Here is a 13,959-nt window from a genome sequence, read left to right as displayed (position 1 = left end):
ACCTCCCTTATTTACAAAATTTAGATATCTCTAGTCCATAATGATGCCATTGCTGGCCCTCCACCTACACATAAAGAAGCTCCGCCTATTTTAGAACCTAACCTTTCCATTTCATAGTAAAGAGAAACTATAATACGAAGTCCTGTACATCCTACTGGATGTCCAAGAGAAATTCCAGAGCCATTATGGTTTACTTTATCTAAATCCAGTTCTATGCCAAAATCCTCTTTTAGCATTATACCTACTCCCAACCATTGAGCTGCAAAGGCTTCATTAATTTCCCAATATTCTATATCCTCAAATTTTAAACCTGCTTGCTTTAAACACTTTGGAATAGCAACAGCAGGACCCAACCCCATTACCTTTGGGTCTACACCTTCACCACAAATGTTGATTAATCTTAATAATGGTTTAATACCCATTTCTTTAGCTTTATTTTTAGACATTACTATTACTGCAGCTGCTCCATCATTTATACCGGAAGCATTGGCAGCAGTAACAACTCCATCTTTTTTGAATACCGGTTTTAGTTTATTCATAGCTTCAATACTGGCATCTCTAATGGGATGCTCGTCTGTATCAAATATTTTAACTCCTTTTCTTGATCGAATCTCAACAGGTACAATTTCCCTGTCAAATCTACCTTCTTCAATAGCTTTGGTGGCTCGAGTATGACTTGTTAAGGCCAACTTATCACATTTTTCCCGTGTGATATTATATCTCTGAGCAACATTTTCAGCAGTCATTGCCATGTGCCCTGGTATCAATTCATCATATAATCCATCATGAATCATTGAATCTTCTATAGTTCCTGCATTCATTCTGTATCCCATTCTGCCTTTAGGAAGTAAATATGGAGCATTGGTCATACTTTCTACTCCTACAACCAGTCCAATTTCTGTTTTGCCAAGCATAATATTATGACATGCAATTTCCAGAGCTCTCATACCGGAAGTACAGTTTTGATTAACACTAACAGCACCACTTCTATGAGGAAGTCCAATCCTCATACCCACCTGTCTTGCTGGCAGTGAACCCTGCATTCCAGTATAAAGCTGTCCCATGCAAATCTCATCTATAATATCAGGAGATATTCCAGCTCTTTCAATAGCAGCTTTACCAACTGTTATAGCTAATTCTCTAGCAGATATTCCCTTAAGACCACCTAAGAATTTGCCAATTGCAGTTCGACAAGCACTGACTATTACTACTTCATTTATTTTCATATTTTTCCCCCTTTAGCAAAAGTTTTTTTTAGCTGTGTACTAGCTTTAGTGAGCTCCTTCTGCTTAAGCAGAAGGTCTAAGCTCTAAATCGAAACTTTACTTGACCTAAAGAAAATTCTAGCTCTCACTTATAGAAGTGGGAGCCTTATAAAAAAGATAAATTCAGAATTTCACACCCTATAATTTTCTATTAAATTAACCTCTTTTGTTGCTTCTTCTCCAAATTTTCATATTTTCTGCTTCTTTTATCAATTCATCACGAAAATCAGGATGGGCAATATTGATTAGATTTTCAGCTCTCTGCCAAGTATTTTGACCTTTAATTTTTGCAATACCGTACTCAGTCACAACCATATCAGTACATGTTCTTGGGTCTGTAACAATTCCTCCAGGAGTAATAGTAGGCTTAATCCTTGAAGATACATTCCCTTTTATAGTTACAGTTGAAGGCAAGCAAACAAAACTTTGTCCCCCTTTGGAGTGATAAGCACCTATTACGAAATCAAGTTGTCCTCCTGTACCGCTTATCTGTTTAGTTCCAATACTTTCAGAGCAAATCTGTCCAAATAAATCCATCTCTACAGCTGCATTTATTGATACAAAATTATCGATCTGTGCAATGACAGCAGGATCATTTGTATAATCTATAGAGTAAGACGCTAAACCTGGGTTTTCATCGATAAAATCATACATTTCTGAAGTTCCCATTGCAAAAGAGTAAACCTGCTTGTATTTATCAATATTCTTGCATGCTCCAGTAATCTTTCCAGCTTTGCTCATGTCCACATAAGCATCCGCATACATTTCCGTATGTACACCCAAATCTTTCAAATCTGATTGTGCTACCATCTTTCCTACAGCATTTGGAACACCACCAATACCCAACTGTATACAGCAGCCGTTATAAAGACGTTCAAGAATAAAACCTGCAATCTTTTCTTCTACTTCATTAGGATGAATTGCTGGCAAAGCCGCAACAGATTTACCCTTACTTTCAAACACATAGTCTACCTGTGAAATATGTGCACATTCTTGATTTCCTCCCAGACAACGGGGCATCTTGTCGTTAACTTCGAATATAACAATCTTAGCTGTTTCTATTGCTGCGATGGCATGTAGTGAACTCAATCCAAAGTTGAAATAACCATGCTTATCCATAGGAGTAGTCTGAACCACAAAAACATCAGATGGAATAGCGTCTTGTCTAGTCATCTGAGGAAGCTCACTGAGGTTCATGGGACAGAAATAAAGATTCTTGCTGTTAGCATACTTTCTATCTTGACCGGCTTGATGCCATGAACTCCAAACAAAATGTTCACCGCTTGGATCAGCTTCGATAGTATAATGAGTATAAGGCCCTATGGCAGTACGAATTTTTACATCCCATAACTCGTCTTTGCGTTTTGCAAGGGCCTCATCAAAATCAACAGCACAGTTGAGAACGGGACCATACTCCACCCAATCCCCTGATTTAACCACTTTTGCTGCTTCATCAACAGTCACAAGCTTTCTTTTATATTCTTCCATAAAATTATTCATAATTATTTGACTCCTCTCATGATAATTAGATTTATTTATTCTAACGTCAGAATTTATTTTCCTGAGAAAATAGGTGCACGTTTTTCTTTAAATGCCCTTACTCCCTCTTTATTATCCTGGGTCTGCAAGCAAAAACTCTGTTTATCACTTTCAACTTCCAATGCATCCTCTAAGGTTAATCTTTCACTTTGATTTACACTTGTTTTAATGAATGCAAGTGGAATAGGAGCAGCTTTCACTAATTTTTCAGCAAACTTATATGTTTCTTCTTTTAATTTATCATCATCAACAACTTTGTTTAGAAATCCAAGCTCATATGCTGTCTCTGAATTAATTAATTCTCCAGTAAACATTAATTCTTTAGCTTTATGACTTCCAACAGCTCTTGGTAACAAATAGGATCCACCGCAATCTGGAACTAGCCCAACCTTTGAAAAGCTCTGGGCAAAGCGTGCAGACTTAGAACAATAAATAATATCACATGCAAGAGCAATATTAAATCCGGCTCCAGCTGCCACACCGTTAACCATTGCTATTACAGGTTTTTCCATTTTTGTGATACCCATTACTATACTACCTGCCATCTTTATATATTTTTTTCCATCAATAGGATTATCAATAGATTCTATATATGGTAAATCTCCGCCAGCACAGAATGCTCTTCCTGCACCAGTCACAACTATAACTTTGATCTCGTCATCTTCCTTCACATCTTTTAATGCTGTAAGAAACTCTGTGATTAAATCAGGATGAAGGGTGTTAAGCACCTTCGTTCTATTCATAATAATAGTAGCTATCCCTTTTTCTTTTTCTAATATAATATTTTTCTCCAATTGATTTTCCTCCTTATCATTATTAATGAATGAACTATATTTATTTACCTAAATACTACCCTCGTATTTTGATAATTAGTTCACTCTCTTATAAATAGAGCAGCCATACGATAACGACCTTCAGTAGAATAGTTTCCTTTACCTTCAAAAAAACAATGGAGTTTAGCTCCTTTAACCTTTCCTCCTTTCTATCAACACACTATTAAATAGGCAAAAACTATGCCATCTAAAAAACCACGTGTATTCGTGGTTTTTTTTAAAAAAAGCATGTGCAGTATTGCACCATTTAAAAATTTTAATATAATTAAAAATATTAAGAATATTTATTTTCCAATGCTAGCGGACATATATACAATGTTTGTTGTTTTTTTGCAACGGTGTATACTTGCAACAAATATTCCTCCATTAAATATTATAAGAAAAGTCTATATTTTTTAATTTTTCTAGATAGGGTAGAATGGTCTACACCTAATACCTTAGCCGCCTCACGTAAACTTTTATAATTTTTAAGAGTTTCTTTTAAAAACTCTTTTTCTACATCCTCAATTACTTCCTTTAGCTTACTCTTACAATTAAATCTATAATCTTTTCCTACTTTATTTAACTTGTTAATTTTCAAACTTTCAGGCAAATCCTTAATTTCTATTAATTCTCCACTACTAATTACCACTAACCTTTCTACAATATTCTTTAATTCTCTAACATTCCCGGGCCATTCATAATTTAGTAAATACTCAATAGCTTCGGGTTTTAATTGCTTGTTCTTATTATATTTTTTATTCATCTGTCGTAAAAATAATTCAATTAAAGGTAAAATATCCTCAGGTCTTTCACGTAGGGGTGGAATTTCAATTGGAATAATATTAAGTCGGTAATAAAGATCTTTACGGAATTGTCCCTTCTGAATCATACATTCTAAATTACGATTGGTAGCTGCTATAATACGAACATCAACTTGAATAGGCTTAGTGCCACCTATCCTAGAAATGAGCATATCTTGAATAGCATGAAGCAGCTTAACTTGAAGATTCAAAGGCAATTCACCTATTTCATCTAAGAACAGCGTGCCCTTATTAGCCAACTCAAACATTCCAGGCTTACCTTCCTTACGTGCACCTGTGAAGGCTCCTCTTTCATATCCAAATAGCTCTGCTTCTAATAAGCTTGGGGGAATGGCACCACAATTAAGTTTAATAAAGGACTCGTTTTGTCTTAAACTATTAGAATATATTAAGCTAGCTATTACATCTTTTCCAACTCCAGATTCCCCTAATAGCAGACAGGTAGAATCAAACAGAGCAGCCTTATTAGCGAGTTCAACAATTCTTTTCATTTTTTGACTTTTAAATACCAAATCACCCTTAGCAAACCTGTTCTTACGAAGGAGCATAAGCTCATTGTAATATTTCCAAGTAAGTTCATTGCTTTCAGTAAGTTTTTTTTGTAAATTATTTAGCTCTGTTACATCCCGAATAGTAGTAACTACCCTTTTTATTTTACCTTTTTCGTCAAAAACAGGTGTGCCTGTAACAAGAAACTCTTTTTCTCCTTTAATCCTTTGGGTAATCGTAACAGTTTCTCTCATTTTTAAAACTTTGATGGTAACGGAACTAGAAATTACACCCTGCTTTACTGCAGTTGAAATATATTTACCAATTAAATCCTCTGCCGTCACTCCAGCAATACGTTGTAAAGATTTATTAACTCTAAGGCCAAAACCTTCTCCATCAGAAATATATATTCCATCTGAAAATGCTTCAATAATATTGTCCATTTCCTTGTTATATTTCTTACTTAATTCTAAATCATTAGATAGCTTTTCTTGTTGTGATATGTCGCAAAATATACAGATGGCACCTACTATCCTATCTCTATGCTTAATAGGAAAGCGATTGCAAACCACCGTAGTATCATCCTCCAAGAATAACTTTTCTCCTATTTGAGTCTCTCTATTCTTTATATTATTCATTAAAGAAAAATGAGGAAGTATATCAGTAATTACCCACCCCAAAGCTCTATCTTTAGAAACTCCCAAAATTTTCTCTGCCATTTTGTTGTACACTTTAATATATCCAAATTCATCAATAATAATGACTCCATTAGTTGAGTATTGTGCCAAAGCCGATAAATAATCTTTACTTTCTTTTCCTGTTTTTTTCCAGTAATTTAAAAGAGTCTTTAGAGTAACGGTACCAATAAGTTTATTTTCCTCTAAAACAGGCCAAACTTCTTGTTCGCCAGTGCATTTCTCAGGAAACTCTTTAGAGTAAACAACTTGAAATTTACGCTCCATAATTGCTGTTACATATTCATTTACAGGAATTCCCTTGGCTAAGGATTGGGAAAGAATACTATTAGTAATAATACCTACAGGCTTTTCATAGTCATCTATAACTACTATGCCTTCTTTACCTTCATTTAATAAACTGATTACTTCAGTAATTTTATCATTATCCCTCACAGTTACAGGGTGCCGCTTCATAATATTTTTGATACTAGCTTTCATTTAATTCCCCTCCCTGCGTTTTTTTATACCTTAGAAGAATTAGAAATTAGAATTTTATTTTTATAGCATTCATTTAAATATTTTTTTATTATAAATTTCATAGATTCCCTTGATCGGTGATTACTTGAGAAAATTGGAATAATAATCCATGTTAAAATTATATCATAAAATAAAGAAACTTAGTGTAAAAATCAAAATGTCGTCGACCCCTTAAGTTTTTTATACTATTTTAGGTCCACGACATTAAAATCCTATATATTTTTTATCTTCAATTCAATTTATAATACTTAGATAAATATACCGTAACACAACAAAAATATCGTCGATTTCCCGGGAAATTTCTATGGAACGACAATATTTTATTCAAATATATTAGTCTAGTCTTGATAATTCTACTGCTAATTTAGCTCCAACCTTTGCGTTATTATACACAAGATGAATATTTGATTTAAGGCTTTTTCCATCAGTTATCTCTTTAACCTTTGAAAGAAGAAATGGAGTTGTTTCTTTTCCTTTAATTCCTTGCCTCTCAGCTTCCTTTAAGGCATCCTCTATTGCTTTATTTATAAGCTCATAATCCATTTCACATTCCTTTGGAATAGGATTCCCTATCACTAATCCACCCTTTAAACTTAAATCAAACTTTGTTTTAACAGCAGCTGCCAATTCCTTGGCAGAATCAACCCTATAATCTACACCAAACCCACTTTTTCTAGTATAAAAGGCAGGAAATTCTTCAGTTTTGAATCCTACTACAGGTACTCCATGGGTTTCAAGATATTCTAATGTCAAGCCTATATCTAATATAGCCTTGGCTCCAGCACATATTACAGCCACATTTGTATTAGCAAGCTCCATAAGGTCGGCAGAAATATCAAAGGTCTTATCAGCACCTCTGTGAACCCCTCCGATTCCACCAGTTGCAAAAACCTTTATCCCTGCTAAGTTTGCAGCTATCATTGTACCTGCCACAGTTGTGGCTCCATCAAGCTTTTTAGATATTACAAAGGGTATATCCCTTCTACTAACCTTTACTACTCCCTTACTTTTTGCCATATGCTCTATTTCTTCAGGGGTTAGTCCGACCTTTATTTTTCCTTCTATTATTCCTACTGTAGCTGGCACAGCTCCATTATCTCTAATTATTTCTTCTACCTTTAAAGCTGTTTCTACATTTTGTGGATAGGGCATACCGTGGGATATAATAGTTGATTCTAGTGCCACTACTGGTCTATTTTCTTTTAAAGCTTTATCTACCTTAGGATTTATTTCTAAATATTTATTAAGCATTATTTCATCTCCTTCATTATTTCTTCTATTCTTTTTATGGACATATTGGGATTAATAGTATTTTCATGGCTCAATGCAATTAATGATGCAGCCATTGCAAATTTTGTGCTATTCTTGATGTCAAAATCATTTAAATAGCTATATACAAGTCCAGCAGTAAATGCATCACCAGCCCCTGTGGCATTAATTATTTTTATTTCTTGTGGTTTAATATATCCTGTATTTTGGTTATCACCATAGTATATGCCATCCTTACCAAGACTAATGAATACTCTCCTGACTCCAGAATCCAGAAAGTATTTTATAGCTTTCTTTATATCCTTCTCTCCATCTATCCTTATTCCCGTCAGCTCTTCGGCTTCAAGTCTATTGGGCTTTATGGTATGGAATGCACCTATAAAATTCTTTATCTTTTTCCCCTTCACAGTAGATACTGTATCAACAAAAAAATCTATTCCTTTAAAATTTGTAACTAGATATTCTATAACTTCTTTCTTTAAATTTGTATCTACAACTACACATCTGGAATTTTTAATAATTAATGATTTTTCTCTAATAAAATCAATATTTATTTCATCTGTAATATCCATATCAGATAAAGCTAACTTCATATCTCCATTTTCATCTAAAACCGAAAGATATGTTGAAGAAGGCAGGTTTTTTAATATTAGAGAATTATCCATATCAATCTGAGACAATTTACATTCATTTAATATCTTTCTACCGTATACATCATCACCTACAGCAGTTATAAGCTTAGTATCTACACCCATCTTAGCCAGATTTTCAGATATATTCCGCCCTACACCCCCAAGGGATATTTTTACCTTACCGGGATTTGAATCCTCCATTTTAAGTACATCTGTAGGAAATCCAATTATATCGATGTTTGCCCCTCCAATTACAGTTACATAATCCCTATCTTTTAATATATATCCTTTTCCCTTTATATAACCTTTTTTCATGAGATTAGCTATGTGAACTGCCACAGAAGATCTGGCAATGCCCAAAGCATCTGCAATCTCCTGCTGAGAAACCATGGGGGTATTTCGTATCATATCTAGTATTTCCTTTTCCCTACCAGTCAATTGGCTCACCTTTTCTTTTTCTAAACTTGTGTTTATAAACAAAACTTATGTTTATTATATTATCATTGTTTATGTATAAAATCAAGATTAAAATCCAATATCTTTATATTTCCATAATAGCTCTTTGTCATTTGCTCCTTCATTTATGACTTCTACTTTGTCAACAGCCTTTAGATAATTTAAATTTCCTAATACTCCTTCAATCTCTAGTTTTCTTAAAACCTTATCTTTAATTTCATCTATAGTAAAGGCTCTATCCCAGTTTTTTCTTAGAAATCTTAAAATTTTTCTTCTGTTTAACTTAATTTTATATTTTCATCTTCTAAATCTTTTAGACGCTTCTTTAATTCATTTACCTCTTTTTCAAGCCAAAGATTCTCAAACTCCACCTGAAATACAGCTAAAAAGAGAAAAGTCATTATCAGCTGACTAAAGGATACGGCCGGTTTCCCATCTATCCAGCTATATAATAGAAATAATCCTCCTAATATAATGAAGGGTAATCCCAGCTTTTTTATTACAATAAGTAATTCTATTATTCCTTCTTTGGTAAATCTATTGAGCTTTTTATAATTCATATCTTTGATCCTCCTAAGTAATGTATATAATATTTTCGATAAAATCCTTAAAATTCCTTTATATATAATAAAAGTCAATTAGAAATATTAATGATTTTTAAAAAATTATAATATTATTCTTAATATATAGGTCTATCTTCCTATTAAATATACTTCCTCTTTCATAATTTAAAGGATGTGATATAATGTGGAATGTTGTAATATTATGTAGAATTATGAAGAACATTTTTGTGTTAATTAAGGAGATGAAAAGTTGAATATTAAGAAAAAATTGTCTATTAGTTTTTTTATTGTAATTCTTTCCACGTTAGTAGTAGGTATTGTATTAATATCAAAACTGAACTCTGTAAACGATACTTATGGTGAAATTGTTTATTCTAATATCCCTGTAGAAAAACATATAGAAGAAATACGTTCAGCAAATTTAGAACAAATTGCTGCAGTTCGGGGCTATATTATTTATAAGGATGAAAGTTTTCCTCTATTGTTTGAAGAAATCAACGAGAAGCTAGAAAATTCCTACAGGGAAATAGAAGAAAAAATTAAGACAGATGACTCAAAGAAAAATCTATTAAGAGTCAAGGAAATTAATCAAGAGTATTCTAAGATAGCAAAGGATGTCTTTGGCCTAATTAAATCTGGAAATGAAAGTGAAGCTATGGCAAAGGCCACAGAGGGTAGAAATAATGTAACTGAAATTAAAAAAATAACTGAAGAATGGCTAAATTTTGCAGAAAAACATGATGAAGAAGTTATTTCTAACATTGAAAAAGGTATTAGCAACTCAATAAGAAATATTATTATTTTAATAATAATTATTATCGCTTGTATCTTTGCTTTAATTACATATCTGGTAAACAATATTACAAAGCCTATTAGAGAGGTTGTAAAACAAGCAAATAGTATTGCCGCAGGAGATCTTAGTCAGAAAATATCAAGTAAACTCCTCAATAAAAAGGATGAAATAGGACATCTTACAAATGCCTTTGATAAAATGACTAAAAATTTAAGGGAATTAATAAATAGTATAGCAAACTCTTCTGAACAAGTTGCAGCTTCTTCTGAAGAATTGACGGCCACTTCACAGGAACTGGCAAATGCATCGGAAGAAGTTGCCAGGACAATTGAAGAAATTGCCAGAGGAGCAACGGATCAATCCAAGGATACGGAAAATGGCGTTGAAAAAACCTTGAAATTAGGTGAATATATAGAAATAAATCAAAAATATATGCAGGAAGTAAATGATGCTTCCAATAAGGTTGTATCTCTTATAAATGAAGGTTTAAAAACAGTAGGAATATTAACAGACAAATCCGCTGAAAATGCAGATGCAACAAATCATATATATGCAGGTATTATGAGTACCAATAAAAGTGCTGAGAAAATAGGACAGGCTAGTAATGTTATAGCTTCAATAGCTGAAGAAACAAATTTACTTGCTCTAAATGCAGCCATTGAAGCAGCAAGGGCTGGAGAAGCTGGAAAGGGCTTTGCAGTCGTTGCAGAGGAAATTCGAAAGCTTGCTGAACAAAGTAATAAGTCTACAAAGGAAATTGATGATATTGTAAGGGAACTACAATTTAATTCTAAAAATGTTGTTGAAATTATGGATAGTTTAAAATCTATAGCTCAAGACCAAGAAAAAAGTGTTATAATCACAAAGGAAAAATTCGAAGAAATTGCAAACTCCATTAACATAACCGAGGATAGAATTAATAAATTAACTGATTCAGAAAAAGCAGTTGAAGAAAGAAAAGAAGAAATAGTCAATATTATTCAAAATCTATCTGCAATTGCCCAGGAAAATGCTGCAAGTACCCAGCAGGCATCAGCTTCAACTGAAGAGCAGCTGGCCTCTATGCAGGAAATCGCAAACTCCAGCGAAGGTTTATCACAGATATCTCAAGAGGTACAAGAAGCTATTTCTAAGTTTAAGCTGTAATAATGAATACAAAATCATTCATTAAAGGTAATATATAGATATTCCAGCAAAATAGTTAATTTATACATCAAAACAAGCCTAGAATCATGGATATTTTAAAATGTATAAATTGAGTTTTAAAATTGTTTATCCATAATAGGACATATATTATAATAAAAATAAAACCTCCTTTCTGGCAATATAAATCAGAAATGAGGTTTTTGTCTTGTAATAAAAAAATTTTGAAGATTGGTTCCAAGTTTCATTTAAGTAGTTGTAGTTCTCTATTTGAATCTCTTATAGGTAATCTATAAACTGAAAAAGAACTTGAAAAGGAACAAGTAAAGAATTGTTTCAATCCCTTATAGGTAATCTACAAACCCATACCTGGTGTTGTAGGGTTATTAATAATCCCTGCGTTTCAATCCCTCATAGGTAATCTATAAACTATAAAAATTATAGTAGAATCCCAATTTTAGATACGTGTTTCAATCCCTCATAGGTAATCTATAAACCGAAGCCCTTGCACAAAACTGGGGAAACTTAGATTAGTTTCAATCCCTCATAGGTAATCTATAAACCCATTTCCCCCTTGAAAATGCTATATTCTTATTTTTCTACACAAATCAAAAAAATCCTTCTTTTTTTACATAAAAACTCAAAAGCATTCCAATTGCTACAAATACTCAAAAATAAAATTGTCGTCGACCTCCAGAGGTTTTTGCACTACTGGTGGTCGACGACACTAAAAAATTTATGCCTTCTAATATAATTTATATAAAATTATCATTGATAAATAGTATAAATTTATCAAAGTCAACTAGATTCTTTTTCATAATTTCATATACCATTTTCTTGTCTATTTTCACATACTCATGGGATAAAATATTTCTAAAAGCTACTATATTTTTATATATTATCATCTCATCCTTTGTAATATATTTTTCTTTACAAAGTATTTCAAAAGCTTCTCCCATAGTATTAATTTTTCCTAAATTATTATCTATAACAATATGGACCGCTATATCAATCATCATATTTATTGCTATAAAGAGGTTATACTCAACAACATCTTGAATAATATCATCCTCTAAAAATTCTTCTAAGGAAATATCTTCATATCTTTTGATCTTATTTATAGAAGTATATAATTGTTCTAATCTATTCTTTAAGACCTTAATTTTCACCATTTATTTCAACCTCTTTTCTTATACGGGTTATCATACATTTATATGATAAATCATAATACTTCTTCATATCTTCATATTCAAACAACGAATGTACTATAAGATTATTTTCCATCTTCTCATTTCTTGAAAAAAGCTTCTTACCATCTCTAAATATTTCATGCTTTATCAAGGGATTAGCATTATTCAAAATTACTATATCTACTTCTCTATCACATACATCCATTAATTTTCTTTTTAAATTTAAATATTCAAATGTATCTAATTCTTTCCCTGAAACATAGATTGCTAAATCAATATCACTACCATTAGTATCTTTTCCATTAGCAACAGAACCAAATATATATGCAATAATAATTTTCTTGTTTTCTTTCAATATTTTTATAATTTTATTTATTAATATATTATCCATCTTCTACCTTCTTCTTATAAATATTTCTAACATATACTAAAATAGATTATTATACGTTTATTCTACTAAACAATAATTATTATTACAACTTTTTATAGGTAATCTAAAAACAAAGAAATAAATCTATAATATATACATTGGCAGTTACATTTCAATCCCTCATAGGTAATCTATAAACATTCCGCCTTCAGCAAGTTTAGGTATTTGCATAGCTCATTTCAATCCCTCATAGGTAATCTATAAACCACTTTGCAATTATTTTTCCAAGCTTCTTTAAGAAAATTTCAATCCCTCATAGGTAATCTATAAACATAAAAGCATTTGCAATATTCAAAGCATCAAAAATAATTTCAATCCCTCATAGGTAATCTATAAACCCCATTTTCCCCTTGAAAATACTATATTCCTATTTTTCTACACAAATCAAAAAAATCCTTCTTTTTTTATACAAAATCCTAAAATCATTGTAATTACTATAAATACTCAAAAATAAAATTGTCGTCGACCTCCCGGGGTTTTTACACTACTGGTGATCGACGACATTTTTTTATTGCTTTTTATGATTCAAATTTAAAATAAAAGTTCTAATTACTAGATATTTTTTATAGTATAAATCTAGCTTTTATTTGTTTTCGATGATTTATCTACATTATATTTTTGTTTTATAAATTCAATATATTCTTTAATTTGTTTTTTAGCTTCATCAGGAAATTCTTTAATATTAATAATATCATCACTTTCTATAGTCTTCTCATATTTAACAATATCTGACCTTCCAAGAAGATAGTCTAAAGAAACATCGAAAAAATCTGCAATAGATTTTAGTGTTTCATAATCTGGTTCTTTTCTCTCTGTCTCATATCCAGCTATAGTAGAACGAGTTTTATTTATTTTTCTTCCAAATTCTTCTTGTGTTAATTCTCTATTTTTTCTTAATTTCTTAAGTCTACTAGAAAAATTCATAATTGCACCTCTCAATTAATTCTATATACAAATTTTACTCCATTATGTTTCTAAAATAAACATCAATCTTATTTTTGACCCCAAAAGAAACTTTTATAATTAAATAATGTGTTTTAAAGTTGACATAGTTTCTATTTGGGACTATAATAAATGTAATATCTTTTATTTCTTTACGAAAGGAAGATACGAATGAGATATAATTTAAAAAACAGACGTAAAAAGCTTGGATTAACCCATATGGAGATATCAAAAAAAGTTGGAATCGCTAGAAGCACTTACACGAATATAGAAATTGGAACAAAAAATCCATCTTTTTTAGTTGCAATTAAAATTAAAGATGTCCTTAAAGTTAAAGATGACAATATTTTTTTGAATATTAATGACCCATAAAGAGACATTTGTGTTATATATTTATA

General features: G+C 31.6%; 12 protein-coding genes and 1 CRISPR repeat array. Of the genes, 2 read left to right on the top strand and 10 right to left on the bottom strand.

From position 1 onward, the window contains the following. Positions 1–20: 20 nt before the first annotated feature. The 7 genes from B5X81_RS05440 to B5X81_RS05410 form a co-directional block, all read right to left on the bottom strand. Entirely contained in the window at positions 21–1,226 is a 1,206-nt protein-coding gene (locus tag B5X81_RS05440) for a thiolase family protein (RefSeq protein WP_079489956.1), read from the bottom strand. 195 nt (positions 1,227–1,421) lie between these two features. Then, positions 1,422–2,753: an acetyl-CoA hydrolase/transferase family protein gene (locus B5X81_RS05435; protein ID WP_330397338.1), complete on the bottom strand. Its 1,332-nt coding sequence runs from the start codon at positions 2,751–2,753 to the stop codon at positions 1,422–1,424. A gap of 65 nt (positions 2,754–2,818) precedes the next feature. Then, positions 2,819–3,598 carry an enoyl-CoA hydratase/isomerase family protein gene (locus B5X81_RS05430; protein ID WP_079489954.1) on the bottom strand — a complete coding sequence of 260 codons (780 nt, stop codon included), beginning with the start codon at positions 3,596–3,598 and terminating at the stop codon, positions 2,819–2,821. Between the two features lie 412 nt (positions 3,599–4,010). Beyond that, positions 4,011–6,104, bottom strand: coding sequence for a sigma 54-interacting transcriptional regulator (locus B5X81_RS05425; protein ID WP_079489953.1), 2,094 nt, complete (start codon positions 6,102–6,104; stop codon positions 4,011–4,013). 372 nt (positions 6,105–6,476) lie between these two features. Then, a complete protein-coding gene (locus B5X81_RS05420) occupies positions 6,477–7,394 on the bottom strand; it encodes a pseudouridine-5'-phosphate glycosidase (protein WP_079489952.1) in 918 nt (305 codons plus the stop codon). Next, positions 7,394–8,524 (bottom strand): PfkB family carbohydrate kinase, encoded by a 1,131-nt coding sequence (locus tag B5X81_RS05415; protein ID WP_330397335.1) that lies wholly within the window; start codon positions 8,522–8,524, stop codon positions 7,394–7,396. The genes B5X81_RS05420 and B5X81_RS05415 overlap by 1 nt, the downstream gene beginning before the upstream one ends. A gap of 254 nt (positions 8,525–8,778) precedes the next feature. After that, entirely contained in the window at positions 8,779–9,060 is a 282-nt protein-coding gene (locus B5X81_RS05410; RefSeq protein ID WP_079489950.1) for a hypothetical protein, read from the bottom strand. Positions 9,061–9,313: 253 nt separating this feature from the next. Here B5X81_RS05410 and B5X81_RS05405 point away from each other — a divergent pair, with 253 nt between their 5' ends. Next, entirely contained in the window at positions 9,314–11,002 is a 1,689-nt protein-coding gene (locus B5X81_RS05405; RefSeq protein ID WP_079489949.1) for a methyl-accepting chemotaxis protein, read from the top strand. A 265-nt stretch (positions 11,003–11,267) separates the two neighbouring features. Then, a CRISPR array of direct repeats spans positions 11,268–11,562; the repeat unit is 30 nt. A 192-nt stretch (positions 11,563–11,754) separates the two neighbouring features. Here the strand turns inward: B5X81_RS05405 and hepT are convergent. From hepT to B5X81_RS05390, 3 genes are all read right to left on the bottom strand, one after another. Further along, positions 11,755–12,171 carry a type VII toxin-antitoxin system HepT family RNase toxin gene (gene hepT, locus B5X81_RS05400; protein ID WP_079489948.1) on the bottom strand — a complete coding sequence of 139 codons (417 nt, stop codon included), beginning with the start codon at positions 12,169–12,171 and terminating at the stop codon, positions 11,755–11,757. Continuing rightward, entirely contained in the window at positions 12,158–12,580 is a 423-nt protein-coding gene (mntA, locus tag B5X81_RS05395; RefSeq protein WP_079489947.1) for a type VII toxin-antitoxin system MntA family adenylyltransferase antitoxin, read from the bottom strand. The genes hepT and mntA overlap by 14 nt, the downstream gene beginning before the upstream one ends. A 615-nt stretch (positions 12,581–13,195) precedes the next feature. Continuing rightward, entirely contained in the window at positions 13,196–13,543 is a 348-nt protein-coding gene (locus B5X81_RS05390; protein WP_079489946.1) for a helix-turn-helix domain-containing protein, read from the bottom strand. Between the two features lie 189 nt (positions 13,544–13,732). Between B5X81_RS05390 and B5X81_RS05385 the strand changes: the two genes are divergently transcribed. Then, the gene (locus B5X81_RS05385; RefSeq protein WP_079489945.1) at positions 13,733–13,933 is read left to right on the top strand and encodes a helix-turn-helix transcriptional regulator; all 201 of its coding nucleotides are present in this window, start codon (positions 13,733–13,735) and stop codon (positions 13,931–13,933) included. Positions 13,934–13,959 lie beyond the last annotated feature (26 nt).

The sequence above is a fragment of the Maledivibacter halophilus genome (genome assembly GCF_900167445.1).
GTDB lineage: Bacteria > Bacillota > Clostridia > Peptostreptococcales > Caminicellaceae > Maledivibacter > Maledivibacter halophilus.
Note: the sequence above shows the minus strand (reverse complement) of the source record. Positions and strands in the feature narration are given on the sequence as shown.

Bases quoted from the DNA above. Each gene is read 5' to 3' on its own strand.
- B5X81_RS05440 (WP_079489956.1), bottom strand. From the start codon at position 1,226: ATGAAAATAAATGAAGTAGTAATAGTCAGTGCTTGTCGAACTGCAATT.
- B5X81_RS05435 (WP_330397338.1), bottom strand. From the start codon at position 2,753: ATGGAAGAATATAAAAGAAAGCTTGTGACTGTTGATGAAGCAGCAAAA.
- hepT (WP_079489948.1), bottom strand. From the start codon at position 12,171: ATGGTGAAAATTAAGGTCTTAAAGAATAGATTAGAACAATTATATACT.
- B5X81_RS05390 (WP_079489946.1), bottom strand. From the start codon at position 13,543: ATGAATTTTTCTAGTAGACTTAAGAAATTAAGAAAAAATAGAGAATTA.
- B5X81_RS05385 (WP_079489945.1), top strand. From the start codon at position 13,733: ATGAGATATAATTTAAAAAACAGACGTAAAAAGCTTGGATTAACCCAT.
- B5X81_RS05420 (WP_079489952.1), bottom strand. From the start codon at position 7,394: ATGCTTAATAAATATTTAGAAATAAATCCTAAGGTAGATAAAGCTTTA.
- mntA (WP_079489947.1), bottom strand. From the start codon at position 12,580: ATGGATAATATATTAATAAATAAAATTATAAAAATATTGAAAGAAAAC.
- B5X81_RS05425 (WP_079489953.1), bottom strand. From the start codon at position 6,104: ATGAAAGCTAGTATCAAAAATATTATGAAGCGGCACCCTGTAACTGTG.
- B5X81_RS05410 (WP_079489950.1), bottom strand. From the start codon at position 9,060: ATGAATTATAAAAAGCTCAATAGATTTACCAAAGAAGGAATAATAGAA.